Genomic DNA, 26500 nt, shown 5'->3' with positions numbered 1-26500 from the left:
AACCGGGGTAGGACGGTGAAGAGGCCGGCGACGGTGACGGCACCGGCCTCCGTGAACCTGCGCGCGCGGGGCGCCGACAAGGCATTGCGGCCCTGCGCCGCCCGGAGGGGTCTCCGCGTGTACCGGCCGATTTCAGGGGCGGCCGGTACACGCGGGCCCGGGGCCGGCTGTCGTCGCCCGATCACCGCAAGGTGCTGCGGGTCCGCGCAGGAACACCGGCCTCGGGCGTCCGCCGGAAGGGCGCGTGGCCTCCTTGTCCAGGAGTTTCAGGGCCTCCTGACGGTCCGTGAAGGAACGGGGCGCCGGCGGGAGGCAGTGCCGTCCCGACCCCGTGAACCGGCCGGGGGTGCGCACGCCGCGTGCGAACAGGGTCCGGATCAGGGCGAGTTCGGGGTCGGAGTGGACGCGCTCCTGGATCATGCGGGCGACGGCGTCGAGTTCGCCGGGGGCGGGCGCCGGTGCGGGCACCTCGCGCCCGGCGGGGCGGTGGACCGGTCCGGCCGCCGATTCCCGGGCCGGTCCGTCGGCCTCGCTCGCCGTGCCGGAGCCGACGGCCCCGACCACGGCGGCGACGGCGCCCACGGACACCGGATCGATCACCTCGTGCCCTCCCGAGGGCGAGCTGGACGCGCGCGTTCCCACGGTCACCGCCCGTCGTCCGCCCGCCGCCGTGCCGCGGATCAACTGCGGCACCGGGGACGGGAGGTGACGGTCGGTCACCCCTGGTTGGCGCCCTTCGGGATCCCGTACACCCGCTCCACACGCAGCCGCAGCACGAGCCGCCGGTCCCGCACCATGGCCGCCCGGTACTCGTCCCAGTCGGGATGTTCGCCGAGGACGTCACGGTAGAGCCGGATCAGCTCCTCGACGGTCTCGTCGTGCGGGTCCGTCGCCACCGGGGTGAGGTCGGCCGTGCCCTCGGCGACCGTGTACGCCCACCGGTCGGCGCTGGTCACGTGATAGGAGGCGCGGGGGTCGCGGCGCAGGTTGCGGGTCTTGGCGCGGTCGTCGGTGATCGAGACGCGGATGGTGCGCTCGTCGGGGTAGTAGGCGTGGCTGACGTTCGAGAGCTGGGGCCGGCCGTCGCCCTTGAGGGTGACCAGCACCCCGCCATGGCCCTCGGACAGCAGCTGGAGGAGTGGGGCGTCGTCCTGTGTCATATCGGCGACAACGAGTACCGCGCACCCACCATTCCCGGTAGACACTGTCTACGACCGACTGGTAGACAGTGTCTATGAGTGATGCGGACGCGGCGGGACTGCGGGACCGGCTCGTCGACGTCGGTGTGGAGCTGGTGGCGCGCGAGGGGGCGCAGGCGCTGACCCTGCGGGAGATCGCCCGGCGGGCCGGTGTCTCGCACGGGGCGCCGCGCCGGTACTTCCCCACCCATCTGGAGCTGCTGTCCGCCATCGCGCGGCGCGGCTTCGCCGACCTGGGCGAGCGGGCGCGCGCGGCGATCGGGGACGGTACGGGGAGCCCGCGCGCGCAGGTGACGGCGCTGAGCCGCGCCTACCTGGGGTTCGCACTCGACAACCCCGGCATGTACGAGTTGATGTTCCGTCACGATCTGTTGGAGAGCGGGCACTTGGAGCTGCGGGAGACCAGCCTGCCTTTGTTCGGTGTGCTGGTGGACCTGGTCGGGCGGGCCCGTCCCGACGTGGACGCCCGCCCGGTCGCGGGCGCGTTGTGGGCGAACCTGCACGGCATCGCCCAGCTCTGGCGCTGGGGCAGCCTCCAACTCGCCACCGGCGCCGACGACTTCGCACCCCTGCTGCGGTCGGCCCTCGACGCGCACCTCGGTCCGGAGGCAGCCCGGTGACGGCGCGCCGGCGGCTCGTCCTGGCGAGCAGTGTGGCGGGGGCCGCGATCGTCGCCCTGGACGGATCCGTGCTCACCGTCGTACAGCCCACGCTGCAGAGGGAGTTGGGGGCCTCGCCGGCGCAGGTCCAGTGGACGAGCACCGCCTATCTGGTGGCCGTGGCGAGCCTCTTGGTGTCGGCCGGACGGATCGGGGACCGGTACGGGCATCAGCGGGTGTTCGCGCTCGGCATGCTCGGGTTCGGGGTCGCCTCGGCCGGGGTCGGGCTGGCGCCCGGGGTCGGCTGGGTGATCGGACTCCGGGTCGTGCAGGGGGTGTTCGGGGCGCTGCTCCAGCCGGCCACGCTCGGCATGCTGCGGGCCGCGTTCCCGTCCGACCGGCTCGGGATGCCGATCGCCGTACGGACGAGTGTGATCGGGGTGGCCGCCGCGGCCGGACCGCTGGTGGGCGGGGCGTTGGTGAGCGCGGTCGGCTGGCGGGCGGTGTTCTTCCTCCATGTCGTGCCCTCGCTGGTGTTCGGCGTGCTCGCCCTCGCCGCGCGGGGGCCGGAGCGGCGGGAGTCGAAGGACGACGTACGGTTCGATCTGCCGGGCGCCCTGCTGCTCGCGCTGTCCCTCGCCGCGCTCGTCAAGGCGCTGGCTGATCCGCGCGGTTCGGCCGCGGGGCTGGTGGTGTCCGTGCTCGCCGGCCTCGCCTTCGTACGCCATGAGCGTCGTACGGAGCATCCGCTGCTGCCGCCGGACGTCGCCCGGTCGGCGGCGATCCGTGGCGCGCTCTGCCTGCTGCTCGCGGCTTCGGCCGCGCTCTCCGGAACGCTGTTCGTCGTCACCTATGTCCTCCAGGACTCGATGGGTCTCAGCCCCTTCCAAAGCGCCCTGCGGGGGCTGCCGTTGGCGGCGGCGATGGTCCTGGCGGCACCGGTGTGCCCCGTGGTGCTGCGCCGGGTCGGAGCCCGTCGTACGGCGGGAGCGTCGACGGTGGTCGTGGCGCTGGCCGTGCTCGTGCTGTCGCGGGCCTCGGGCACGGTCGCGGTGTGCGGGGGATTCGCCCTGCTGGGGGCCGGGTTCGGGACGGTGACGGTGGCGGCGACGCAGGTGGTGGTGCGGGCGGCGGCGGTGGAGTCCGCCGGGGTGGCGGGCGGGCTCAAGCAGACCGCGGTGAACGTGGGTCCGACGCTGGGTGTCGCCGCGGGAAGCGCGCTGATGACCGCGAGCGGCTCCGCCGCGGCCCTCTCCGTCCTCGCCGCAGTGGCCCTGACCGGTGCTCTCGCGTGTCCCGTACTGCCCGGCCGGACAGTCGCGTCGCTCACACATCACGGCGTTACAGGAGACCGCGCAGGTGTTCCTGCGCGACGATGAGTTCCGAGGTGTCCGGGGCCGGGTATGCGGGACCCCACCTCGTGAACGCAATTCGGAGGAGAGCCATGGCACAACTGCGACAAGAAGTCGACCCGGACGAGGTCGGACTGGATCACAAGGCACTGGACCGCCTGGACCAGCACTTCGCCCACTACGTCGACGTGGAGCGCCTGCCGGGCTTCCTGGTGTCCGTGGCCCGCGGCGGCCGTGTCGCCCACCTCACCGCCCACGGGCACCGCGACGTGGCGGCCGGGCAGCCCGTCACACCGGACACGCTGTACCGGATCTACTCCATGACCAAACCGGTCACCGCGGTCGCCGCGCTGCTCCTGATGGAGGAGGGCAAGCTCTCCCTGGACGACCCGGTCGCCGACCACCTCCCGGCCTTCGCGGACATGCGGGTCTACGACAGCGGCTCCGGCGCCGACCTGAAGACCCGGCCGGTGGAACAGCCCATGCTGGTCCGGCACCTGATGACCCACACCTCGGGCCTGACCTTCGCCTTCTACCACTCGCACCCGGTCGACGCCCTCTACCGGGAGGCGGGCCTGGAGTCGTCCGTGCCGGCCGGCGCCAACCTGGCCGAGACGATGGACGTGTACGCGAGCCTGCCGCTCCAGTTCGAGCCGGGAACGCAGTGGAACTACTCCGTCTCCTCGAACGTGCTGGGCCGGATCGTGGAGGTGGTGTCCGGTCAGCGGCTCGACGAGTTCTTCGCCGAGCGGATCTTCCGCCCGCTCGGCATGCCGGACGCCGGCTTCCAGGTCCCGGACGAGAAGGCCGACCGGCTGGCCGAGCTGTACGGCGACGCCGAGGGCGGCGGGATCGAGCCGATCCTCGGACTGCCGCTGCGGGGCGGCCGGCCGCGGTTCCTGTCGGGCAGCGGCGGTCTGGCGGCGAGCCCGTACGACGTGCACCGGTTCGCGGAGTTCCTGCGCCGCCGGGGCGAACTCGACGGCGTCCGGCTGCTGGCCCCCGAGACCGTCGACCTGATGGCCAGCAACCACCTGCCGGGCGGCGCCGACATGCGCGCCTTCGGCAGCCCCTCCCACCAGGAGCCAGGCAACGACGGCATCGGCTTCGGCCTCAGTGTCTCCGTGGTCGTCGACCCCGAGCGCACCCAGGCCCCGGCGGGACTGGGCACGTTCGGGTGGAGCGGGGTCGCGACGACGACGTTCTGGGTGGACCCGAGCCGGGACCTGACCGTGCAGTTCATGACCCAGCTGCGGCCCAAGTCCTCACTGAAGATCATGCCCGAGCTGAAGCACCTGGTGCACGAGGCGGTCACGGGCTGAGCCGCGACCGCCGGCTCAGCGGTCCACCCGCAGGGTGAACTCCAGCCCCTCCCCCGCCAGTTCGCTCAGCCACTCACGTGACCGCTGCGCCGTCTCGGCCGCCCGGTTCAGGCCGGACGGCAGGTCGTCGGTGAGGATGTGCCGGACGGCGAGGGACAGGGGGCGCGAGACACAGCGGGCCATCGCGCTCTCCTCCTCGTCGCCCACCAGGTCGAGGAGGTAACTCCCGGACCAGGTACGGCCCGTGTCGCCGCGGACGTCCAGGGACACGGAGAGGACGACCCGGTCGCGGTCGGTCTCCGTGGTGGGGTAGGTGGCCGCCAACTCCCCTGCCAGCGCGGCGATCCGGGTGTCGTCACCGCCCTTCAGCTCCTCGAACACCGGCTCCCAGGCCCGCAGCCAGCCCTCCAGCCGCAGCGTGCCCCGCACGAAGGTGCGCGGCCGCCAGGCCGCGGGCAGCCCGTACTGCTCGATGAAGGGCACGCTGTCCCGGTTGGGATAGACCTCGAAGGTCTCGCCGTCGACGACGTGCGGCCGGGTCGCCTCCCAGGGCCGCTCGGCCACGGTCTCCGTCCCGTCCTCCAGACGGCGTGCCGGTGACCGCAGCGCGCCCAGGACTCCGGCGGGCGCCCAACTGAAGCGGTACCGGAAGTCGTTGGGCACGGCCGGGACCCCGCCGCAGTACGAGGTGAGGCTGTAGGAGGCCGCCGTGTCCGCGCCGATCGCCTCCTGTGCCCGGGCGACCAGGCTGTGCGCGAAGAGATGGTCGAGGCCGGGGTCCAGGCCCGCCTCGGTGAGGACGACGACGCCCGCCCTCCCGGCCGCCGGTACCTGTTCGAGGACGGCGTCCGACACATAGCTGGAGCAGGCGAAGTGGGCCCGCCGCCGGACGCAGGCGGCGAGCAGCGGGGCGTGTTCGGGGGCGGGCAGCATGGAGACGACGACGTCTCCGGGGGCCAGTTCGGCGGTGAGCGCGGCGAGGTCGAACGCGCGCGGCTGCGCGCGTCCCGTCAGCCCCAACCGGTCGAGGGCCTGGGCCGCCCGGTCCTCGGTGCGGTGCCACAGCCTTACGCGGTCGGCCGCGTCGCACAGCAGGGCGAGCCCGCTGCCCGTGGACAGTCCGGCGCCGATCCAGTGCACGGTGCCGCTCGCACGCACCACGTCAGACATGGCCCGGCTCCCCTTCCGCCACGGCGATTCCGAGTTCCCGGGCCTTCGTGCGGAACAGGTCCAGGCAGCGCCCCCACGCCCCGCCGGTCCCGAAGTCCAGGAGCTGGGGCAGCAGGGCGGCCGAGAAGTCGGTGCTGGACTCCTTGGGCAGGAGGGACGGCAGGTTGTCGATGGCGATGAGGTCGAGCGGGGGCTTCGCGTGCAACTGCCGTACCGGGGCGTCCCATTCGGTCGTGCGGTCGTAGACCGGCAGGACGTTGAGGGGGGAGCCGACGTCGCAGGTGACGTCGGAGACCGTGCGCAGGAGGCGCGAGGGGTCGTCTAGGTCCTGCTCGCGGAGGAAGGGCGGGACGGGGGTGGTCGCCAGGACGCAGTTGACCAGGACGTCGTGGGCCAACAGGGCCGGGCGGTCCAGGTTCCGGGTCTCCGGCAGGTCCCAACTCGTCGGCCCGATCCCGGCCGTGCCGAACGCGGCCCGTGCTCCCCGGCCGCTGCGGCCCAGCGCGCCGATCACCAGCGCGGTGAACTCGGCGTCCCCGGCGGCGGGTCGGAGCGTCTCGTCCAGTTCGTCCTTCGAGGTGGGGGCGAGGGGCGCGACCAGTCTGCCCCGGTGCTGGAGGACGGCCAGAGCCGCGCCCAGGTAGCCGGCCCAGAAGCCGAACGCGGCGAGGCGGCGGCCGGTGTCGTCCACCAGGTATTCGAGGTCGAGCAGCGCGCCGCCGCCCGCTCCGAAGCGGCGCAGCAGGTCCGTCGCGCCCGGCTGGCCCTTGTAGGCGTGCCCGAAGAGGATATGACGGTGCGTCAATTGGCCGGGTTCGTCGGGGAGTTCCTTCAGGCCGAGGATCACCGCGTCCTTCGGCGCCGACACCCAGGAGCCCGCGGGCGCGGGCTTCGCGCCGACCGCCTCGTACTCCTCCACGGGGAAGATCCGCTGCGGGGACTCCTCGACCGTGAGGGTCGCACCGCTCTCGACGAGCCGGCGGGCGTCGGCGGGGACGACCGGGGTGCGGCGTTCGGTCGTGCGGGTCTCGTGGCGCAGCCACAGATGCAGCTCGGTCATACCAGGTTGTCCTCCGGGCGCGGGGCGTCGGCCGCGAACCGGCCGGCGCTCAGGGGGCTGACGTCCACGAAGGGTACGCGGCCGAGGTACAGGTCGCGGATCACCTCGCCGACGGCCGGCCCCTGGAGGAATCCGTGGCCGGAGAACCCCGTCGCGTAGAGGAAGCGGGAGACCGAAGTGGCCTCGCCGATCAGGGCGTTGTGGTCCGGTGTGTTCTCGTAGAGGCCGGCCCAGCCGCCGGTGCGGCGCAGGTCCAGGAGGCCGGGGGCGCGCCGCCGCATCGCCTCGGCCAGGCGCGGGATCCAGCGGTCGTGGGTGTCGGTGGCGAAGCCGGGACGCTCGTCGGGGTCGGACATGCCGACGAGGAGGCCGGGGCCCTCGGTGTGGAAGTAGAGGCTCGTCGTGAAGTCGATCGTCATGGGGAGCGCGGGCGGCAGTCCGGGGACGGGTTCGGTGACGGCGATCTGGCGGCGCAGCGGCTGCACGGGCAGGTCCACGCCCACCATCGCGCCGACGGCCTTCGACCAGGCGCCGGCCGCGCAGATCACCGTGTCCGTGTCGATGCGGCCCAGGGTCGTGAGCACGGCGGTGATGTACTCGCCCTGCGTCTCGACGCCGGTGACGTCGGTGTGGCGCAGGATCGTCGCGCCGTGGGCGCGGGCCGCGGACGCGTAGCCGTGCACGACGGCCTCGGGGGTGCAGTGGCCGTCGTCGGGCGAGTAGGCGGCGGCGAGCAGGCCCTCGGTGTCGATCAGCGGGGAGAGGCGGCGGGCCTCGGCGGGGTCGATCAGGCGGCTGGGTACGCCGAGGGAGTTCTGCAGCCGGACGCCCGCCTCGAAGGAGGCGACGTCCTCGGGCCTGGACAGCAGGAACAGGTAGCCGACGCGATGTAACCCGATGTCGTACCCGGTGTCCTCCTCGAAGCGGTCGAAGGCCTCCAGGCTGCGTGCGCCGAGCTGCACGTTGAGCCCGTCGGAGAACTGCGCCCGTACCCCGCCGGCCGCCTTGGAGGTGGACCCGGCGGCGAGTTCGTCCCGTTCGACCAGGACGACGTCTCTGACGCCGGCGCGGGCCAGGTGGTAGGCGATGCTGGTACCGATGACCCCGCCACCGATGACGACAACCTCGGCCTGACGCTTCACGGGCGCTCCTTCGGTGGCGCGCCGGTGACGGCCCGGGCCGCGGCAGGGTCCTGGATGCCGGGTCCGGCGCTGTTGTGGGGGACGTGCGGTTCAGCGACCCGGTCGCCGGAGAGGAAGAGGACGTCTTCGGTCATTCCCTCTTCCTGTCCGGATGCCGCTCACCGGAATCAGGACCAGTGCGCCACCGCGTCCAGATGGGGCAGGTGGTGGTCCAGGCGCTCCCGCTTGGTGCGCAGGTAGGTGATGTTGTTCTCGCAGGGCGGGATCAACAGCGGTACCTCTTCGGTGACTTTGATGCCGTGTTCCAGCAACGCCTCGCGTTTGCGCGGGTTGTTGGAGAGCAGGCGGACGCTCGCCACGCCCAGGTCGTGCAGGATCTCGGCGGCGACGCCGTAGTCGCGGGCGTCGACCGGCAGGCCGAGGGCGAGGTTCGCCTCGACGGTGTCCAGGCCCTCCGCCTGCAGCGCCATCGCGCGCAGCTTGGCGAGCAGGCCTATGCCGCGGCCCTCGTGACCCCTCAAGTAGACGACTATGCCCCGGCCTTCGGCGACCACGGCCCGCATCGCGGCGTCCAGCTGGTCGCCGCACTCGCAGTGCTGCGAGCCGAAGGCGTCGCCCGTCAGGCACTCGGAGTGCAGCCGGGTGAGTACGTCGTCCGTGCCGATGTCGCCGTAGACCAGGGCCACTTGCTCGTCACCGCGGTCGTGGTCCAGGTAACCGATCGCCTGGAATTTGCCGTACACGGTGGGCAACGGAGCATTCACGACGCGTTCCGCGCCCCTGGGCTGCGCGGACTTCTGCTTGCCGAGTACGCCAATGTTTTCTGTCATGATCTGGTTCCTAAGCAGAGACGAAAGGCCGTGAAACAATGAATGGTTCGGGCTCACGGACGGCGGCATACGGACTGGTGCCGGCGGACACCACGGAGGACGTACGGGCTAGGGGGGCAGGTGTCTCGGCACAGGTGGCGGTCCTTCCGGTCGGCAGTTTCGAGCAGCACGGCCCGTATCTTCCCCTGGCGACCGACACGCTCGTCGCCTGTGCCGTGGCCCGGGAGATCGCCGCGGCGTACCCGGTGCACCTGCTCCCGCCGGTGACGATCGCCTGCTCGCAGGAGCACGCGGCCTGGCCGGGGACCGTCAGCATCTCTTCCGTGACCCTTCATGCGGTGGTGCGGGACATCGCGGACTCGCTCCGCCGCTCGGGGGTGAAGGCCCTGGTGGTGGTCAACGGGCACGGCGGAAACTACGTACTGGGCAACGTCGTTCAGGAGTCCTCCGCGCGCGGTGAGCGGATGGCGCTGTTCCCGGCCGCCGAGGACTGGGAGGCGGCGCGGGAGCGGGCCGGGGTGCTGACCTCGCTGCTCACCGATATGCACGCGGGGGAAATCGAGACCTCCATTCTTCTGCACGCTCATCCCGAATTGATCCGTCCCGGTTATGAGACCTCCGATTTCGTCGCCGACGACCGTCGCCATCTTCTGACGCTCGGTATGGCCGGCTATACCGAGTCGGGCGTCATCGGGCGCCCGTCGCTCGGCTCGGCGGAAAAGGGGAAGGCACTGCTGGCGAGCCTCGCCGATTCCTTCGGCGCGTATTTCTCGGTGCTGACCGCGGAGGCCTGAGCGGGGGCCGGGTCCGGTACGGCGGTGCCGGGCCCGGCGGTGCGCAGGCCGGTGTACCAGCGGGCGACCAGGACGAACAGGCCGGGCAGGGCGGCGGCGAAGCTGAGCACGCCGTAGATGACGGCGACCGAGAATCCGGTGCTGGCGCCGAGGCCCGCGGCGCCGAACGCCCAGGCGGTGACGCCCTCGCGGGGTCCCCAGCCGCCGACGTTCAGCGGCAGGCCCATGGCGACCAGCGCGAGGACCGCGATCGGCAGCAGCTGGCCGACTGTGGCGGCGGATCCGGCGGCGTGCGCGGCGACCACGAACATCGCGAGGTGGCCGGCCAGGACGACCAGCGAGGAGAGGGCGACGCCGGGCCAGTTGGCGCGGGAGAAGAGTCCGGCGCGCACCTCGTCGAGGGTGGTGCGCAGCGCGCGGCCCCGGCGGGAGGCGGTGGGCGGACGGTTCATCCGTACGGCGGCCACGACGGCGAGCGCGCCGACGGCGGCGAGCAGGACGAGCGGGGCGATGCTGCGGGCGTCGGCCATCACCGGGGAGTCCAGGCCCAGCAGGACCCCCACCCCTACGACGGCCAGCGCGATCTGGCCCGCGACGCGTTCGAGGACGACGGCGCGGACGGCGCGGCCCATGTCGCCGGCGCTCTGTCCGTGGCGTACCGCGCGGTGGACGTCGCCGAGGATGCCGCCGGGCAGGGCCGCGTTGAGGAACAGGGCGCGGTAGTAGTCGGCGACGGCCGGGCCGAGCGGCAGTGTGATGCGCAGCCCGCGCGCCACCAGCGCCCAGCGCCAGGCGCTGAACACCGTGGTGACGACGCCGATCGCGAGCCCGATCAGCAGGGTCGGTACGTCGATGCGGCTCAGGCCGTCCACGAAGACGCCGGTGCCCATGCGCCACAGGAGGACGCCGAGGATGGCTATGCCGGCGACCGAGCCGAAGTGGGTGCGCACCGCGCGGGAGTTCACCCCGGTCAGGATCGCGCGCAGCACGCGGCGGACTCCGGAGGCCCGGTCGGCGGTGGGGCGCGGTGCGGCGACGATCACTCCGATACGGTCGCCGGAGACGGCCGCGCTGTGCAGCGGCGGGGTGTGCGCGGGCCGCCTGTGCACCTCCTCGACGGTGCCACGGTCGCGCAGTTGGAGTGCGACCGGCGCGGTCCGCTCGACGCGCACCCGGCGCCTGGTGGTGCCCGGTCGTGGTGCGACCGTCCTCATCGTCTCGACGCTCATGACGTCCCCCCTGTGGGCCGGGCCAGCGCCAGCAGGTCGCTGTGGTGGACCAGCACGGTCAACTCCCCCGCCGCGCAGGCCGCGAGGCGTTCGCGCAGATAGCGGTCGGCGCGTTCCTTCAGTTCCGGGCGTTCCTCGACGGCCGCGCCGACCCAGCCGCGCAGCCACTCGGCGGTCAGCGCGAGGTCGTCGGGGCCCAGGTGCCAGGCGCTCGGGTGGACGCGGACCGTGGCGCCGCGCGCGGCGAAGGCCTCGCAGGTGACGGTGACGGCGTCCGGGCCGAGGAGTCCGTCGCGCCGCTGGTGGGCGTTGAACGCGTCGGCGATCTCGGCGTCCATCGGGTGGGCCGGGGTGAGTTCGACCCGTCCGGCGACGGAGAGGGTGAGCAGCGCGGGGCAGCCGGCGCCGACGCAGGCGGTGACGAGCGCGTCGACCTCCTCGCGGGTGAGGACGTCGAGGAGTGCGGAGGCCGTCACCAGCGAGGCGCCGACCAGCGCGTCCGGGGTCAACCGGGCCACGTCGCCGCGCCGCGTCTCCACCGTGACGCGGCTGCCGTCGGCGGCGGCACGCGGGGAGGCGACGGCGGCGAAGTGCAGGAGGTAGGGGTCGCGGTCGTGCAGGATCCAGTGCTGGGCGCCGTCCAGGCGCGGGGCGAGCCAGCGTCCCATCGAGCCGGTGCCGCAGCCCAGGTCGTGGATGACGACCCCGGACTTCCCGGGCAGGTTGGCGAGCCGGATGCGCAGCGGGTCGAGGAGTTCGGGGGCCCGCGCGACGGCGTCGGCGCCCTCGCGCAGCTCCAGCCACTCGGGCGCGTAGCGCGGCGGGTCGTCGGGGCCGACGTCCCGCAGCCGTACGGTGGCCCGCTCGCCGGGGCGGGTCGCGGGTCCGGCGCCGGGGATCACGGCGCCGTGCCCGGCCTGCTCGCCGGCATCCGCTGAAACGGTCCCCACCATCATGTCCTCCGGCCCCGGCTGGTCAGCCGTCGCGTCCTTCGTCTCGGGCTGTGCCGGGGCCACCAACATGCCCAGCGGTACGCCCCTGGGGCCCGGCTGGGCCGGGATCCGTCCGGTCTTGCCGCTCGCTCCCGCGGCCGGCGCGGTGGTCGTCTTCCTCATGCCGCCCTCCGGGATTCGCTGGGGAGCCGGGTGAGTACACCGGCGAGGCTGCGGGCCGTGGTGGCCCATCCGTCCAGGGCCGCGCGCCGGCCGCGCGCCGCCGCCTTGAGGCGTCGGCGTACATCCGCCTCGCCGAACCAGCCGCGCAGTTCGGCGGCGAGGGCGGCGGGGTCCTCCGGCGGGACGAGGATGCCGGGCACCCCGCCGTCGGGGGCTCGTCCGACCGCCTCGGGCAGCCCGCCGACGTCCGTGGCCAGCACGGGGATGCCGCGGGCGAGGGCCTCGGTGACGGCCATGCCGTAGGTCTCGGCGTACGACATGAGGACCATGAGGTCGGCGCTCGCGTAGCTGGCGTCGAGCTGGGCGCCGGCCTGCGGGCCCGCGAGGTGCAGCCGGTCCTGGAGGCCGTACTGCCTGATGAGGCCGCGCAGATGGTCGACGTACTCCGGGTCGGTGCCGAGGCCGCCGACGCAGGTGCACGTCCAGGGCAGGTCGGCCGCGGCGGCGAGGGCCTCGATCAGCCGGTGCTGGCCCTTGCGCGGGGTGACGGCGGCGACGCACAGGAGGCGGGAGACGCCGTCGGTGCCGGAGGCGAGGGGGGCGATGTCGGCGCCGGGGGTGGCGACATGGACCCGGTCGGGGGCCAGGCCGTGGTGGGAGACGAGGCGGCGGACCGCCCAGTCGCTGGTGCCGATGACCGCCGACACGGCCCGCAGGACCGTGCGTTCCTTGGCGTCCAGTTCCGCGGCGACGGCGGCTTCGAGGCCGGTCTCGTCGCCGAGCGGGAGGTGGACGAGGACCGCGAGGCCGAGCCGGTCGGCCTCCGGGACGACGATCTCGGGGACTCCGCAGGCCACGAGCCCGTCGAGGAGTACGGCGGCGCCGTCCGGCAACTCGCGCAGCACCCGGGCGAGTTCCGCGCGGGCGGCCTGACCGGGCCGGGGCCACTCGCCGTCGACGGCGTGCTTGTGGACCTGCCAGCCGAAGCCGGGGAGGTCCAGGCTGACCCGCCGGTCGTAGGCGTTGCCGCCGCTCGGCGCGGCCGGGTCGTCGACGCCGCCCGGCATCACGAAGTGCACGGTGCGCAGGGACATGGGGATGATCTCGGCATTCGGGGAGGCCGCGCGCTGTGCGGGCAGGAATCCCAGTGAGGGGGCGCGGTCGATGGTCACGTCGCTCACAGGGCACGCTCGTAACTCGCCCAGGCGACGTGCGACTCGTGCAGGGTGACCTGGAGTGCGGCCAGGCCGCGGGCGCCCTCGCCCAGCGCGCCCTTCTCGATCCGCTCGGCGAGCCGGTCGGCGATGACCTTCGCCAGGAACTCCGTGGAGGTGTTGACGCCGGCGAAGTCGGGCTCGTTGTCGAGGTTTCTGTAGTTCAACTCGCTGACGACGGCGCCCAGTTCCTGGGTGGCCAGTCCGATGTCGACAACGATGTTGTCGTCGTCCAGCTCTGCGCGCCGGAAGGTGGCGTCCACCAGGAACGTGGCTCCGTGCAGGCGCTGCGCGGGGCCGAACACTTCGCCGTGGAAGCTGTGGGCGATCATGATGTGATCGCGGACGGTGATGCTGAACAACGGACGACCCTCCAGGTGCGGCGCGTCTGGTCCCCCGGCTGATCCCTGCCGGGGGATGCCGTGTAGTACGGCTCCTCGCCTCCCCCTGTTCAGCCGACTCTCACTCTTTTCTCAGGTCAGAAGCGCTTGTCGTAGCGGATTGAACGATTCTCAACCGATGTCGGTGTATCGGACCCGGTGGCACAGCGCCGGGATCTCTCCGGAGGCGAGCCTCGGCAGCAGGTCCGGCAGCTCCTCGAAGTCGCTCTCCCCCGTGACCAACGCGTCGAGGGCCGGGTCGGCGAGGAGGTCGAGGGCGAGGGCGAGGCGGTCGGCGTAGGAGCGGTCGGCCCGGTTCGGGGAGACGGTGCCGACCTGGCTGCTGCGGATGACCAGACGGCGGGAGTGGAATGCCTCGCCGAGCGGGAGGCTCACCTTCCGGTCGCCGTACCAGCTCAGTTCGAGGACGGTGCCTTCGGGGGTGAGGAGTTCCAGCGCGCGGGCGAGGCCCTGTTCGGTGGCGCTGGCGTGCACGACGAGGTCGCAGTCGCCGAGCGCGTCCGCCGGGAGCGCGAAACCGACGCCCAGAGCTTCGGCGGTCTCGGCGCGCGCCGGGTCGGCGTCCACCAACTGCACGCGTACGCCCGGGAAGCGGGCCAGCAGCGCGGCCACCGAGCACCCGACCATCCCGCCTCCGACGACGGCGATCCGGTCGCCGATCAGCGGCCTCGCGTCCCACAGGGCGTTGACGGCGGTCTCCACGGTCCCGGCGAGGACGGCCCGCCCGGCCGGCACGGAGTCCGGCACCGGTGTCACGGCGCTCGCGGGGACGACGTAGCGCGTCTGGTGCGGATAGAGGCAGAAGACGGTACGGCCGAGCAGCGCGGCCGGGCCCTCCTCCACGATCCCGACGTTGAGGTAGCCGTACTTGACCGGACCTGGGAAGTCGCCCTCTTGGAACGGTCCTCGCATGGTCGCGTACTGGTTCTCGGGGACGCCCCCGCGGAAGACCAGGGTCTCGGTGCCGCGGCTCACGCCCGACCACAGGGAACGGACCACCACCTCGTCCTCGGCGGGGGCCGGCAGAACGACGTCGCGTATCTCGCCATGACCCGGTGCACCGATCCAAAACGCCCTGGCGGTGCGTTTCATCGGGATCCTCCTGAACGATCGGGAAGCTGTTCACGTACGGGTAACCACAGGCCGCGCACAGTACGCGGCGTTGATCGACTCTGTCATACGGCCGGAGGGTGTGCGGTGGCCCTGAACAACACATACGAAGCAAGGCTGGTCCAGCAGGAGACCGCTGTGGGAGCGGGCGTTCAGATCCTGTTGCTGGCGTTGCTCGGTACGGCGATCGGGATGGGCCCGGCGGGCTGGCTGACCGGACTTGCGTTCGCGATCGCCACCTGGGCGGTGCTCTCCCAGGCCCTGCACAGGACCCGGACGCGCAACTTCGGCCCGGCCAACCGTGTCACGCTCGGCCGCGCCATCCTGGTCGGCGGAGTGACCGCGCTGGTCGCGGACTCCTTCGAGAGCTCGCCCCCGGTCACGCTGCTGGTCGGTCTGACGGCGGTGGCCCTGATCCTGGACGGCGTCGACGGCAAGGTCGCCCGGCGCACCGGCACTTCCACCGCGCTGGGCGCGCGCTTCGACATGGAGGTCGACGCGTTCCTGATCCTGGTGCTCAGCGTGTACGTGTCGACGCAGCTCGGCCCGTGGGTCCTGCTGATCGGCGCCATGCGCTACGCCTTCGTGGCCGCCGCCCGCGTCTGGCTGTGGCTGAACGCCCCGCTGCCGCCGAGCACGGCCCGCAAGACGGTCGCCGCCACCCAGGGCATCCTCCTGCTGCTGGCGGGCTCGGACCTGCTCCCTCACACGGCCAACCTCGCCGTGGTGGCGCTCGCCCTGGGCACCCTGGTGTGGTCCTTCGGCCGCGACATCCTGTGGCTGTGGCGCACCTCCCGCACCGCCCTCGTCGAGGAGGTTCCGGCGGAGGAGAAGCTGCTGGAACTGGTCTCGCAGTAGGGACGGTTGCGCCGAAGGGCCCGGATCACTGGTGATCCGGGCCCTTCGGCGTGCTACGGCAGGCGTGCTACGACTGCGGGGACCGGCTGCGTACGATCGCGAACGCCCCTGCCGCGAGGCCGAGCACGCCCACGATCAGCCCGGCGATGCCGAGCCCGCGGGCGGTCGAGTCGCTGCTGGAGCCCGACGAGGAGGCGGACGTCGTCTTCGTGGCGGTGGCCGCCGTCGAGGCCGAGGCGGCCGGGGTTCCGTCGCCGTCCTCGCTCTCCTTGGCGGTGAGCTTGAGGACGGGCGCCGGGTTCTCCGGCTCGTCGTCGCCGGCCGCGGCCTCCTCGATCCAGCGCACGACATCGCCGTCCGCGTAGGTCTGGAGCGTCTTGAACGTCAACTGGTCGGTGTCCTCGGGCAGTTGGCCGAAGGCGACGTTGAAGTCCTCGTACTGTCCGGCCGCGATCCTCCCGCCGGTCCAGGTGATCTCGGAGACGGCGTCGGTGATGGTGCCGTCGTCGGTCTTGACCGGCGTCTTGAGCTTGCTGGTGGTGACCTTCGCGGTCCAGCCGTTCTGCGGGGTGACCAGCACGCCGAGGACGGGGTGGTCGGTGGGCAGATAGACCTGGACCTTGGTGGTGCTGGACTTGTCCTCCTCGTTGGGGACGCGGAAGGTCAGCACGCCGTCCGTGGCGCCCTTGGCGTAGCTCTCGGGGTGGACGGTGACATGCGCGGAGGCGACGCCGGCGGCGGCCAGGACTCCGGCGGTGGCGAGCGCGGCGACGGTGCCTGCGCGGCGCAGGGTGGTGCGGTATGCGGACATGGTGAGGCGATCTCCGTACGGGAAAAGGAAGGTGGCAGGTCAGACCGGGTACGGGATCGAGATCGGTGGCCCTCTGCGGCTGACCGCGTGCCGCAGGAGGAGCTGGCGGGAGGGGGCCGCGTCGGCGCCGGTGCGGCCGGGACCCACCGTGTGGGCGGGCAGGGGTGCGGGGGCGACCCGCCACCAGGCGACCAGTCCGGGTACGAGGGCGACGGCCCAGCGCAGCAGCGACCACAGTGCGGCCTCCCCGCACCGCAGCCACCAGGCCGCGACGAGGGCGGCGACGACGTGCGCGGCCACGGCGTGCGGGGTCATCGCCTGCGTCTGCCGCATGGAGGCCATGGCGCCCCCCGGCATGGGGGCCATCCCGGCCATCGCCATACCGGCGCGAGGCCGCGCGAGGTCGAAGCCGAGGTGCAGCCCCGCCTGGGTGGCGAGCATGGCGGCACCGATACCGGGCATGGACCGTTCCCGCCCGCCGAGCAGGAACCCCATGGCGAACACGACGAGGAACCCGGCGCCGTCCGCCCACAGCGGGGGCGTCGCACCGGTGGCGAGCCCGTGCCCGGCGGCAGCCAGCAGCACACACACCGCGGCGAACACCGCGGCGCGCAGGCTCCGTACCGCCGGGGATGCGCTCATGGTGACGGATCCTCCCACGGGCCGCTGCCGCCGTTGCCGTCGATGGCTGTTTAGGGGGCAGCTCATATCTGGTTCATGGCTTGGTACGGCGGTGACGCGTGGGGCGTTCAGTGCGGGTGGGCGGACTCGTGCGCGGATGCGTCGATTTACCGGGATACGGCGGCCGGGACGCCCGCGCGCGGCATCAGCGTGACCGCCGCGACCGGTACGGCGGCCAGCACCAGCCACGGAACGGCCGCGGGCAGCCCCGTGTCGAGGAGCGTGCCGGTGACCGCGCTGCCGAGGAGGACGATCAGCCCGGAGACGGAGGACAGGGCCCCGGTGTAGAGACCGAGGCGGCCGGGTTCGGCGAGATCCGGGACCCATGCGCGGGCGACGGGCGCGATGAGCATCTGGCCGATGGTGAGCAGCACGACAAGGGCGGTGGCGGGCAACAGCCCGGTGGCGCCGGTGAGTTGGGCGGGTCGGGCCACGGCGACGGCCGCGAATCCTACGGCGATCAGCAGCAGCCCGGCCGCCATGGACCGGCGCGGATCGAGCCGCTCCCCCGCCCACCGGGTGACCGGCAACTGCGCGGTCACCACGAGCAGCGAGGACAGCGCGAACAGCCAGGCCAACGGCGCCTGCGAGCCCGCCGCCCGCTCGACCTCCTCGGGCAGGGCCAGATAGAGCTGGTTGTAGGCGAGGAGATAGGCGCCGTAGGCGCAACACAGCGCCAGGAAGGGCCGGTTGCGTACGAGAGCCCGGGTACCGCGCCTCTCCGTCATCCGCGCCCGCCCGGGGATGTGCTGCGGCAGCAGCCGGGCGTGCCCCGCGAGCACGAGCACGAAGATCCCGGCCCCGGCGAGACAGGTCACCCGGAAGTCCACCGAGAGCAGCAGCGCACCGAGCAACGGCCCGACGAACGCGCCGACTTGACCCGCGACGGTGAACAGCGCCAACACCCGCGTCCGTTGGCCACCACCGACCTCCTCCCACTCGACGGCCTGGCGTGCGACCTCGGACTCGACGGCCGGTGAGAAGAGGGCGGCGGCGAACCCGATGAGCAGCACGGCGCCGACGACCGCCGACGTCCGTTCCGCGTACCCGAGCCAGCCGAACCCGGCGATCCGCAGCACACACCCGGCGAGCACCACGGGCCGCACCCCGTAGCGGTCGGCCAGTGCTCCGCCGACCACGAACAGCCCCTGCTGGCTGAAGGTCCTCAGCCCCAGCACCAGTCCGACGAGCCAGCCCGCCATGCCGATCACGTCCGCAAGGTGCTCGGCGAGGAACGGCAGCACGGCGAAGAAGCCGAGGTTGAAGGCGAGTTGGGTGAGGATCAGCAGCCGGAGCAGCGGCGGGAGCGGAGTCCGTACGACGGTCGCCGTGCTCACCGGGCCGCCAACTCCCCTTGTCCTGCGGCTCGTAGGCTGCCCGCCGCCGTCACCGCGAGGGCGCCGAGCAGGGCGAGGACGGCGGCGGGGGCGAGGACGGCCCAGGGGGCGCGTTCGGCGTAGGGCTGGTTCTCGGCGAGGAGGAGGCCCCATTCCGGGGAGGGCGGTTGGGCGCCGAGGCCGAGGAAGCCGAGCGAGGCGAGGGCGAGGGCGACACCGGGCAGGCGCAGCAGCGCGTGCCGGGCGACTGGCGGCAGGACGGCGGGCAGCAGCGAACGGCGCAGGACGTGCCGACGACCCGCGCCCAGGCCCCGGGTGGCGGTCACATGCAGGGTGGCGCGTTCCTGCCGCAGCAGTGCGGAGGTGTGCGCGGCGAGGGGAGTCCAGGCCAGGAGGGCGACGGCGAGGGCGGGCGTACCGCTCCCGCCGCCGGCCACCGCGGAGACCAACAGGGCGGCGAGGACGGGCGGTACGGCGTTCACCGTGTCGACGAGGGGGCCGGACAGCCGGGGCAGCAGTCCCAGCAGAACGCCGGCGACAAGCGCGACGGCACTGATCCCGAGGGCGAGCAGCAGGGTGTCGACGGCCCCGTGGGCGATCCGCGCGAGCAGATCACGGCCGAGCGCGTCGGTGCCGAACGGGTGCGCCCGGGTGGGGTGTTGGAGGCGCAGTCCGGTGTTCAGGGCGAGGGGGTCGCGGGGCAGGCCGAGCGCGAGGACGCCGAGGAGGAGAGCTCCGTACACAAGTGGCGCAATCCGTCGGGGTGTTGGGGCAGGTCCGTGGAGGGAGGGCAGGGCCCCGGCTCGCAGTGCCGGTCCGGCGAGGAGGCGGGTGGCGAGTCGGCAGAGTCCGGCGGCGAGCGCGGCGAGCAGGAGCAGGGCGAGGGTGCCGGCCTGGAGGACGGGCAGGTCCTGGGCCAGGGCGGCCTGGAGGGTGGTGCGGCCGAGGCCGGGGATGTCGAAGACCTGCTCGACGGCGACGGCCCCACCGGTCAGCCCGACGACGAACAGCCCCGTGTTCGGCAGCAGTCCGGGCAGACACCGGCGTACGGCCTGCCGGGCGATGCGCCGCCCGGGAAGTCCGCGCGCGGCGGCGGCCCGCGCCCACGGCTCGGCGAAGGCGCCGGGCAGCAGATCGTCGAGCAGCCGCCCCAGCACGGCCCCGGCGGGCAGCCCGAGCGCGAGCGCGGGCAGCACCGTCCACTGCGGCCCGTACCACCCGAGTGCCGGGAGCCAGCCCAACTGCACCCCGACGACGGTGGCGAGCACGGACGCGGTGAGGAACTCGGGGAGCGCGGCGAGGGCGGCGGAGGCGGTGCCGCCACCGGGACGGTCGCCGCATTGCCAACCGCCGCCGCCGGAACGTCCCCTCGCGCGCCCGCCGCGTCGCAGCGTGCCCGCGCACACCGCCCCCGCGGTCAGCACGGCCACCGAGAGTGCCGTGGTCATCAACAGCAAGGACGCGCCCAGGGCTTGGAGCACTCCGGGCATGACCTCCGCGCCGGAGATCCACGACCGGCCGGCGTCGCCGCGCGGGAGGCCGCCGAGCCACTGGGCGAGCAGTCGCAACGGCCCGTCGTCGAGGCCGAGTTGGGCGCGGATCGCGGTGAGGACCTCGGGGTCGGGGTCGCGTTCCGCCGAGCGTGCCCTGAGTACGGTGAGCGCCGGGTCGGTGTGCGAGAGCCAGGGCAACAGGCCCACGGCGCAGACGAGTCCGGCCGAGAGAAGGGTGCGCCACAGCAGCGCGGCCGTGCGGTGCGGCATGGTTCAGCGCCGGGTTCCGGTGCCGACGAGGGTGCGCTCGTACGGGTCGAGGAGGACACCCTCGACGGAGTCGCCGACGCCGGTGACGACGCGCTGGTGGACGAGCGGCACGACCGCGTCGGTGCCGAGGATCTCGGCCTCGGCGGCCATCGCGGCGCTCTGCCGCGCGGAGGTGTCGGCGGCACCCTCGGCCTTCGTCACGGCCCGGTCGACACCCTTGTCGCACAGCTGGGCCAGGTTGTAACCGCCGTCGCAGGTGTAGTCACTGGCCAGCACGGCGACCGGATCACCCGTGTCCACCAGGGTGTTGCGGGCCGCGACGAACGCGTCGAACCTCCCGGCCAGCGCGTCGCTCTCGATCCGGGAGTACTCGCGCACCTCCAACTCGACCCGGAATCCGGCCCTTTCCAGCTGCTGCTTCAACACCTGGGCCGCTTCGGGCAGTTCGGGCCGGTTGTCGTACGTGGCGAGGGTGATCGAGGTACCGTCGGGCACCGTCGCCTTCGCCCGCCCGACCGGCTGTTCGCGCTTACCGGCGGCCCAGGTGACGGCGGGGCCGTAGATGCCGGTTCCCGCGTCGGCGTGACCTTCGTAGACACCCTTGGCCAGCGCGCCGGTGTCGACGGCCTCGCGCACGGCGGCCCGGAGCTTCGGGTCCTTGAACGAACCTGTAGCGGTGTTGAGTTGGAGGCTGGTGGTGCGGGTCGTCGCCGTCTCCCGGCGAGTGGCCGTCTTGAGGGTCGCGGCCTGGGCGACGGGTATCGCCTCGGCGATGTCGACCTGCCCGGTGCGCAGCGCGTTGGTGCGGGCGGTGCCGTCGGCGATGAACCGCGCGTCGATGCCGGAGGCGTGGGCGAGCCCGCCCCAGTAGTCGTCGTAGCGGTCGAGGGTGGCGGCCGTGGAGCCGGTGACCTTCGTCAGTTCGAAGGGGCCGGTGGCGGTGCCGACAGGGTCGACGCGACCCTTCACGTTCTCGTACGCCTTCGGGGAGAGGACGGCGAGGGCGGGACCGGCGAGCCGCAACGGCAGTACGGGATCCGGGGAGTCGGTGGTGACGCGTACCCGGTCGCCGCCCGCGGGCTCGGCGGTGAGGGTGACGCCGGAGAGGGCGGCGGGGGCGGGCTTCGCCTCGGTGGCACGGGTGAGGGCGGCGGCAACCCGGGCCGGGGTGACGTCGGTGCCGTCCTGGAAGGTGGCCTCGCGCAGCGTGAACAGCCAGCCGCGGTCGCTCTCCCGCCGCCAGGACCGGGCGAGCGCGGGCGCGGCGGAGCCGTTGGCGTCCAGGGAGGTCAGGCCCTCGGTGACACCGAGCCGGCTGAGGATGGTGGCGTCGGCGCCGTACGGGGAGAGGTTCTCGGCGGGTGGGAACGCGAGGGCGACGCGCAGCCGGGAACCGGACTTCCCGGTCGTGTCCCCGCTCTCCTCACCGGCGGAGGCGAAGCAGCCGGTGAGCAGCGGGGCGAGGGCGAGCCCAAGGAGCAGTCGGGCGGGACGGGTTCGTCGGAATCGCATCGCGGTCATCGCTCCATCGCCAGTTCGAAGTGCACGATTCCCTGGCCGCCGGCCGGGTCGTCGCGCTCGTCGTGCACGACCTTGCCGAGCGACCGCCAGAAGGCCTCGGCGCCGGGCACGGCGGGGTCGGTGTGCAGATACGCGGCGCGGTAGCCGCCGTCGGCCGCGGCGAACGCGAGCAGTTCGGCGACGAGGCGCCGGGCGAGGCCGCGGCGGCGGTGCGCGGGGCGGACGTAGACGCGCCGCAGTTGCGCGGTCTCGCCGGAGGGGTAGCGCTCGGCGAGTTCGCGCGGGTTCGGCGGGTGGACCGGTCCACGGGAGTCGAGCGCGCCGGTGGCGACGACCTGGCCGTCGGCCGGGTCGAGCGCCACGAGGAGGGTGTGGCGGGCCGGAGCGAGGTAGGCGGCGGCCGGGTCGATGACGTCGGCGTGCCAGCGGGGCACATAGCCGGTGGCGAAGTCGCGGTAGACGGTGTCGAGCATCACGGCACGCGCACCGTCGAGGTCGTCCGGGCCTGCCGCCCTGATGCAGTAGTTGAGCACTTGCATATCTTATGCATTAAGACTCCCATCCTTGATCACTCCCGTGATCGCTCTCGATTTGACAGCCCGGCGGCCGACCCCTAAAACCTAGCCACATGACATTCATTTTCAAAACCGCGAAAGCGACGGACCGGTAGTGCGCGTCGCGTTCGTCGGCAAGGGCGGCAGCGGAAAGACCACGCTGTCGGCCCTCTTCGCCCGACAACTGGCCCGTTCCGGCGCCCCCGTGCTCGCCATCGACGGCGACATCAACCAGCACCTGGCCGAGGCCCTGGCCCCCGGCACCGAACCGGTCACCGCCCCGCCCCTGGCCGACCGGCTGGCCGAGCTCAAGGACTACCTGCGCGGCTCCAACCCGCGCATCGCCTCCCCCGAGGCCATGATCAAGACCACCCCGCCGGGACGCGGCTCACGCCTGCTGCGGCTGCTCGGCGACGACGAGGTGCACGCCCGGCACGTGGCCCGGGCGGGTGACGTACCGCTGATGGCGACGGGCGAGTTGGCGGAGAGCGACCTCGGGGTGGCCTGCTACCACTCCAGACTCGGCGCGGTGGAGCTGTACTTGAACCACCTCGTCGACACCCCCGGCGAGTACGTGGTGGTCGACATGACGGCGGGCGCCGACGCCTTCGCCTCCGGCCTGTTCACCCGCTTCGACCTCACCTTCCTGGTGGCCGAACCCACCCGCAAGGGCGTCTCCGTCTACCGCCAGTACCGGGACCACGCACGGGAGTTCGGGATCCGGATCGCCGTGATCGGCAACAAGGTGACCGGCGAGGACGACCTGCTCTTCCTCAAACACGAGGTGGGCGACGACCTGTTGACCCACTTCGTCCACTCCCCCGCCGTCCGCGCCGCCGAACAGGGCCGGTCGGAGGGCGAGTTGGAACCGCACAACGCGCACGCCCTACGTGTGTTGCGCGAGGCCGTGGACTCCTGCCTCCGGGACTGGCCGACCCTGCACCGCCACGCCGTCGAGTTCCATCTGCGCAACGCACGGGCCTGGGCGGACCGGGCGACGGGCCTGGACCTCGCCGCCCAGGTGGACCCGGACTACGTACCGGGCCCGCCGGCACTGACCTGACGACCGCCCCACCCCGCCTCACCCCCCACCACTCCCAACTACCCGACAGGACACCCCTTTTCATGTCTCTCGACGTCTCCCCGAAGCTCCTCGCCGAAGCCGAACACGGTGACATCCGCGAGGCGGACTTCGTGGACACTGTCCGCACGTCCCTGCCGTACGCCTACGACCTCGTCGCCGGCCTCGCCGCCGAACTCCACGACGGCACGGCCGACTTCACCGACAACCAGACCCCGCCGCCGTCCGAGAAGGAACGCGGCCAGCTGCTGCGGGCGTTGGCCAGCGACGCGATCCGGGGCAGCCTGGAGCGTCACTTCGGGGTGGCGCTGGCCTTCCAGAACTGCCACCGGGTGGCGGCGTTCCGGCCCGCGGCACGGGACGGCGAGACGTACGCCAGGTTCACTTCACTGCGGTCCCAAGTGCTGAACCAGTCACCGGAGTTCAGGGACTGCTGACGGGCAGCACCAGCGCGACGAACCGCTCGGCGTCGTCCAGCCACGGCATGTGTCCGGCGCCGGGCTGGACCACGAACTCGGCGTCCGGGAACAGTTCCGCGTACCGGGCCAGCACCTGCGGCGGAGCGGAGATGTCGAACTCCCCGGCGAGAACGCGCACCGGGGAGGTGAAGCCGGCCAGCGCCGCGCGGGTGTCGGCCGGGCCGAAGGCGCCTTCGGCGGCGTAGACGGCCGCGGCCTCCGCGTTCTTCTCCTTCGCGTCGGCCTCCTCGAAGGCTCGTGCCGTCTCGTCCCAACGGGCGTGGGCGAAGGGCGAGATGGCCTCCCAGGAGTCGGGCGTGGCCCGCCCGGCGGTGATCTCCTCCAGGGCGGCGAACGCGGGCCCGAACCACGGTTCGGACCCGCGCAGCCGCGCGACCCGCAGCCGGTCCTCGGCCGAGATCTGGATGCCGACCGCGTAGACGCTGGGAGCGACCAGCGTCAGCCGGGCCACCCGGTCGGGGTGGCGGGCCGTGTACAGCGCGGCCAGGTTCGCGCCGGCCGAGTGCGCGAGCAGGTCGATCCGGTCCAGGCCGAGGTGTTCGCGCAGCGCCTCGACGTCGTCCACGAGCCGGTCGCAGCGGTAGGACGCCGGGTCCCGCGGCACCTCGGACGCGCCCGTGCCCCGGAGGTCCAGCCGGATCAGCCGCCGGTGGGCGCTCAGGCCGCCGAGGGTGCCGAGGTAGGACGAGTCCCGCATCGGTCCGCCGGGCAGGCAGACCAGGGGCGGGCCGTCGCCGAAGACGTGCGCGGCGAGGCGGGTTCCGTCGGGTGCGGTGAAGGTCGGCATGGACGTGAGCGTGTCAGGGGGCACGATGTGCGGCAACTTGATTCCCGGGTACGGCTCGGCGCCCCGCGTGCGGCGGACGGGCCGGTCCGGTTCCGCGCTCCGGACCGGCCCAGCTCTCACTGCTTCTGTTCGACCCGCACCCAGTCCACCTCCGCCTGAACTCCCCCGGCCGCGACCTTGTCGACGCTCGACTGCGGCAGGCCCCGGTAAGGCGTGGTCACCTGGTTCCAGCCGGCCGGATACGCGCCGCCCAGCGCGAGGTTGAGGACGACGTACTGGTTGTGGTCGAAGACCCATTGCCCGCGCGTGGATTCGAGTTTGTTGCGGGTGGTCTCCTGGACGAGGTTGTCGTCGACGGAGAAGCGCATCGCGGTCGGGGTCCATTCGACGGCGTACGTGTGCCACTGGTCGGCGGTGCCGCCGTTCGGGTAGGTCTGGCGGGCGCCGATGTTGCCGTCCGCCGAGTAACCGGGGCCGTGCAGCGAGGTGCTGGTCCAACTCGCGTAGCCGATGTTCTCCATGATGTCGGTCTCGCCGGAGGCCGGCCAGGAGACCGACGGGTTGTCGACGTTGCTGCCGAGCAGCCAGAAGGCGGGCCAGAATCCGTCGCCGACCGGCAGCTTCATACGGGCGCTGACCTTGCCGTACGTGAAGTCGAACTTGGTGTTGGTGTCGATGCGGCCCGACGTGAAGTCGTAGGTGCCGCCGCCCGCCCGGGTGCAGCCCTCGCAGTACTTCGCCGCGAGGATCAACTCACCGTTCTGCGTACGAACGTTGTCCGTCGAGTCGACGTACGCCTGGGACTCGCCGTTGACCGGGCCCATCTCCGTGCCGGTCCGCAGGACCCGCCACTTGGAGCGGTCCAGGGCGGTGGAGGTGAAGTCGTCGAAGAACGTCGTCCGGTACGTCCCCGACTGGTCGCCGGGGAGGGCCGGGTAGGCGGCGGACGCGTTGCCGCCGGTGCCCCAGACCTGGAACTCGTAGAGGGAGTAGCCGAATTGGGCTGTGTAGGGGGCCGGGTTGTAGAAGGAGCGGCGTTCCTTGCCGAGCATGCGGACGTAACGGCCGGTGACCGGCTGGGGCAGGGTCACCGTGTCGTGGCGGCCCGTCGCGTCGGCGGGGGCCTGAATGTTCGCCCTCCGCGCGACGATGTCGGCGGCCGGCGGCTCGTACACCGTGTGCCAGGTGCTGTTGTCGTCGGAGACCTGGAGCAAGTAGTCGACGGCGTAGGCGGATTCCCAGTAGAAGTCGACCGTGTCGATCGTCGAGGTGGCGCCGAGGTCGACCGAGACCCAGCGGTCGGCGTTCCAGTCGCTGGACCAGCGGGTCGCGTCGTCCTTGAGGTTGGCGGGCCAGCCTCCGTCGGTGACGTACGACGGTGAATTGCCGTTGTGCTGGTAGTAGTTGGAGTACGCGGGGTGGTTCAGGGCGAGGTTGATGCGCGTCGTGGACGCGGGGGCCGGTTCGCCGCCGTAGACCTTGAAGGAGTAGAGCGAGTAGCCGTAGGGCGTGGCCCGTTCCAGGCCGCGCAGGCGGATGTAGCGGCCCGTCGCCTCCTGGGGGTGGGTGCTCGTGGTGACCGAGCCGCCGGTGCCGGCCGTCTCCGTGTAGAAAGGGGTCCAGTCGGTGCCGTTCTTCGAGATCTCCAGGACGTATCTCTTGCCGTAGGCGGCCTCCCAGTCGAGGGTGACGCGGTCGACGCGGAGGGTGGTGCCGAGGTCGAGGCGGATCCAGGCGTCGTCGGCGAAGTTGCTGGACCAGCGGGTGACGCCGTCGCCGTCAAAGGCGAGGCCGGGGGTGGTGCCGGCGTTCTCGCTGCCGGAGGCGGTGACGGCGGCCGGGTTCGCCGCGTAGGCGGCGGCCGCGCGGTCGGTGTCCCAGGTCGCCGCGGCGGCGGCCTGCGCGGCGGGGGCGGCGAGGGCCGGGGTGGCGCAGAGCAGGGTCAGCGCGGTGAGCGCCGTGAGCAGGGTGCGGGTTCGCATGCGGGTCTCCCTGAGGGGCGGATCTCCTTCTGGGGGTGCTCGTGCTGACGTGCGCATGACATTCACGGGGTTGATGGAACTGACGGGACTCATGGGGTTGACGGAACTC

Annotated in this window: 26 protein-coding genes and 1 pseudogene; 7 read left to right on the top strand and 20 right to left on the bottom strand. The window is 72.7% G+C overall.

Translation table 11 applies throughout. The features are described 5' to 3' along the window. Positions 1-132: 132 nt before the first annotated feature. The gene (locus ACWDEW_RS02185; RefSeq protein ID WP_450508707.1) at positions 133-720 is read right to left on the bottom strand and encodes a hypothetical protein; all 588 of its coding nucleotides are present in this window, start codon (positions 718-720) and stop codon (positions 133-135) included. Continuing rightward, a complete protein-coding gene (locus ACWDEW_RS02180; RefSeq protein WP_450508705.1) occupies positions 717-1160 on the bottom strand; it encodes a PPOX class F420-dependent oxidoreductase in 444 nt (147 codons plus the stop codon). Before ACWDEW_RS02180 ends, ACWDEW_RS02185 begins: the two co-directional genes overlap by 4 nt. A gap of 74 nt (positions 1161-1234) precedes the next feature. On the opposite strand from ACWDEW_RS02180, the gene ACWDEW_RS02175 reads away from it, so the two are divergent. From ACWDEW_RS02175 to ACWDEW_RS02165, 3 genes are all read left to right on the top strand, one after another. Beyond that, positions 1235-1819, top strand: coding sequence for a TetR/AcrR family transcriptional regulator (locus tag ACWDEW_RS02175; RefSeq protein ID WP_450508703.1), 585 nt, complete (start codon positions 1235-1237; stop codon positions 1817-1819). Continuing rightward, positions 1816-3177 carry an MFS transporter gene (locus ACWDEW_RS02170; RefSeq protein WP_450508701.1) on the top strand — a complete coding sequence of 454 codons (1362 nt, stop codon included), beginning with the start codon at positions 1816-1818 and terminating at the stop codon, positions 3175-3177. The genes ACWDEW_RS02175 and ACWDEW_RS02170 overlap by 4 nt, the downstream gene beginning before the upstream one ends. Before the next feature lie 65 nt (positions 3178-3242). After that, positions 3243-4472: a serine hydrolase domain-containing protein gene (locus ACWDEW_RS02165; protein WP_450508699.1), complete on the top strand. Its 1230-nt coding sequence runs from the start codon at positions 3243-3245 to the stop codon at positions 4470-4472. 15 nt (positions 4473-4487) lie between these two features. On the opposite strand, the gene ACWDEW_RS02160 is transcribed toward ACWDEW_RS02165, so the two are convergent. Genes ACWDEW_RS02160 through ribA form a run of 5 tightly spaced genes read right to left on the bottom strand, consistent with a single transcriptional unit; the run spans position 4488 to position 8674 of the window. Next, positions 4488-5642, bottom strand: coding sequence for a saccharopine dehydrogenase family protein (locus ACWDEW_RS02160; protein ID WP_450508697.1), 1155 nt, complete (start codon positions 5640-5642; stop codon positions 4488-4490). After that, positions 5635-6702: a saccharopine dehydrogenase gene (locus ACWDEW_RS02155; protein WP_450508695.1), complete on the bottom strand. Its 1068-nt coding sequence runs from the start codon at positions 6700-6702 to the stop codon at positions 5635-5637. The genes ACWDEW_RS02160 and ACWDEW_RS02155 overlap by 8 nt, the downstream gene beginning before the upstream one ends. Beyond that, positions 6699-7844, bottom strand: coding sequence for an NAD(P)/FAD-dependent oxidoreductase (locus ACWDEW_RS02150; protein WP_450508693.1), 1146 nt, complete (start codon positions 7842-7844; stop codon positions 6699-6701). The genes ACWDEW_RS02155 and ACWDEW_RS02150 overlap by 4 nt, the downstream gene beginning before the upstream one ends. Beyond that, entirely contained in the window at positions 7841-7978 is a 138-nt protein-coding gene (locus ACWDEW_RS02145; protein ID WP_381251438.1) for a hypothetical protein, read from the bottom strand. Before ACWDEW_RS02145 ends, ACWDEW_RS02150 begins: the two co-directional genes overlap by 4 nt. Before the next feature lie 33 nt (positions 7979-8011). Beyond that, positions 8012-8674, bottom strand: a complete 663-nt coding sequence (gene ribA, locus ACWDEW_RS02140; RefSeq protein WP_359609727.1) for a GTP cyclohydrolase II — start codon at positions 8672-8674, stop codon at positions 8012-8014. Between the two features lie 38 nt (positions 8675-8712). Here ribA and ACWDEW_RS02135 point away from each other — a divergent pair, with 38 nt between their 5' ends. Beyond that, a complete protein-coding gene (locus ACWDEW_RS02135) occupies positions 8713-9468 on the top strand; it encodes a creatininase family protein (RefSeq protein WP_381251436.1) in 756 nt (251 codons plus the stop codon). Positions 9469-9566: 98 nt separating this feature from the next. On the opposite strand, the pseudogene ACWDEW_RS02130 reads toward ACWDEW_RS02135, so the two are convergent. The 5 genes and pseudogenes from ACWDEW_RS02130 to ACWDEW_RS02110 all read right to left on the bottom strand — a co-directional run. Further along, positions 9567-10682 (bottom strand): annotated as a pseudogene (locus ACWDEW_RS02130) (lysylphosphatidylglycerol synthase transmembrane domain-containing protein); the annotation flags it as partial. Between the two features lie 11 nt (positions 10683-10693). Next, positions 10694-11812 (bottom strand): trans-aconitate methyltransferase, encoded by a 1119-nt coding sequence (locus ACWDEW_RS02125; protein ID WP_450508690.1) that lies wholly within the window; start codon positions 11810-11812, stop codon positions 10694-10696. After that, positions 11809-12993: a glycosyltransferase family 4 protein gene (locus tag ACWDEW_RS02120; RefSeq protein WP_450508688.1), complete on the bottom strand. Its 1185-nt coding sequence runs from the start codon at positions 12991-12993 to the stop codon at positions 11809-11811. Before ACWDEW_RS02120 ends, ACWDEW_RS02125 begins: the two co-directional genes overlap by 4 nt. Continuing rightward, entirely contained in the window at positions 12990-13388 is a 399-nt protein-coding gene (locus ACWDEW_RS02115) for a 6-pyruvoyl trahydropterin synthase family protein (RefSeq protein WP_019073017.1), read from the bottom strand. The genes ACWDEW_RS02120 and ACWDEW_RS02115 overlap by 4 nt, the downstream gene beginning before the upstream one ends. A gap of 150 nt (positions 13389-13538) precedes the next feature. After that, positions 13539-14519, bottom strand: coding sequence for a zinc-dependent alcohol dehydrogenase (locus tag ACWDEW_RS02110; RefSeq protein WP_450508685.1), 981 nt, complete (start codon positions 14517-14519; stop codon positions 13539-13541). A 105-nt stretch (positions 14520-14624) separates the two neighbouring features. Between ACWDEW_RS02110 and ACWDEW_RS02105 the strand changes: the two genes are divergently transcribed. Continuing rightward, on the top strand, positions 14625-15395 hold the full coding sequence (locus ACWDEW_RS02105; protein WP_450508683.1) for a CDP-alcohol phosphatidyltransferase family protein: 771 nt from the start codon (positions 14625-14627) through the stop codon (positions 15393-15395). A 67-nt stretch (positions 15396-15462) separates the two neighbouring features. Here the strand turns inward: ACWDEW_RS02105 and ACWDEW_RS02100 are convergent, their stop codons facing one another. The 6 genes from ACWDEW_RS02100 to ACWDEW_RS02075 form a co-directional block, all read right to left on the bottom strand. Further along, positions 15463-16206, bottom strand: a complete 744-nt coding sequence (locus tag ACWDEW_RS02100; protein WP_450508682.1) for a YcnI family copper-binding membrane protein — start codon at positions 16204-16206, stop codon at positions 15463-15465. 39 nt (positions 16207-16245) lie between these two features. Continuing rightward, positions 16246-16848 (bottom strand): hypothetical protein, encoded by a 603-nt coding sequence (locus ACWDEW_RS02095; RefSeq protein WP_450508680.1) that lies wholly within the window; start codon positions 16846-16848, stop codon positions 16246-16248. A gap of 146 nt (positions 16849-16994) precedes the next feature. After that, positions 16995-18224, bottom strand: a complete 1230-nt coding sequence (locus ACWDEW_RS02090) for an MDR family MFS transporter (protein ID WP_450508678.1) — start codon at positions 18222-18224, stop codon at positions 16995-16997. Next, a complete protein-coding gene (locus tag ACWDEW_RS02085; RefSeq protein ID WP_450508676.1) occupies positions 18221-19987 on the bottom strand; it encodes an ABC transporter permease subunit in 1767 nt (588 codons plus the stop codon). The genes ACWDEW_RS02090 and ACWDEW_RS02085 overlap by 4 nt, the downstream gene beginning before the upstream one ends. 3 nt (positions 19988-19990) lie before the next feature. Beyond that, the gene (locus tag ACWDEW_RS02080; protein WP_450508675.1) at positions 19991-21508 is read right to left on the bottom strand and encodes an ABC transporter substrate-binding protein; all 1518 of its coding nucleotides are present in this window, start codon (positions 21506-21508) and stop codon (positions 19991-19993) included. Beyond that, positions 21505-22041, bottom strand: a complete 537-nt coding sequence (locus ACWDEW_RS02075) for a GNAT family N-acetyltransferase (RefSeq protein ID WP_450508673.1) — start codon at positions 22039-22041, stop codon at positions 21505-21507. The genes ACWDEW_RS02080 and ACWDEW_RS02075 overlap by 4 nt, the downstream gene beginning before the upstream one ends. Before the next feature lie 136 nt (positions 22042-22177). Here ACWDEW_RS02075 and ACWDEW_RS02070 point away from each other — a divergent pair, with 136 nt between their 5' ends. Together ACWDEW_RS02070 and ACWDEW_RS02065 are read left to right on the top strand one after the other, a co-directional pair. After that, positions 22178-23125: an ATP-binding protein gene (locus ACWDEW_RS02070; RefSeq protein ID WP_450508671.1), complete on the top strand. Its 948-nt coding sequence runs from the start codon at positions 22178-22180 to the stop codon at positions 23123-23125. 62 nt (positions 23126-23187) lie between these two features. After that, entirely contained in the window at positions 23188-23580 is a 393-nt protein-coding gene (locus tag ACWDEW_RS02065) for an SCO5389 family protein (protein ID WP_450508670.1), read from the top strand. On the opposite strand, the gene ACWDEW_RS02060 is transcribed toward ACWDEW_RS02065, so the two are convergent. Both ACWDEW_RS02060 and ACWDEW_RS02055 read right to left on the bottom strand, forming a co-directional pair. Continuing rightward, positions 23567-24409 (bottom strand): alpha/beta fold hydrolase, encoded by an 843-nt coding sequence (locus ACWDEW_RS02060; RefSeq protein ID WP_450508668.1) that lies wholly within the window; start codon positions 24407-24409, stop codon positions 23567-23569. The two genes, ACWDEW_RS02065 and ACWDEW_RS02060, sit on opposite strands and share 14 nt — an antisense overlap. 116 nt (positions 24410-24525) lie before the next feature. Beyond that, entirely contained in the window at positions 24526-26391 is a 1866-nt protein-coding gene (locus ACWDEW_RS02055; RefSeq protein WP_450508666.1) for a discoidin domain-containing protein, read from the bottom strand. Between the last annotated feature and the right edge of the window lie 109 nt (positions 26392-26500).

The sequence above is a fragment of the Streptomyces sp. NPDC001100 genome (assembly GCF_053598575.1).
The sequence above is the reverse complement of the archived record's forward strand: the minus strand, read 5'-3'. Positions and strand labels throughout refer to the sequence as shown.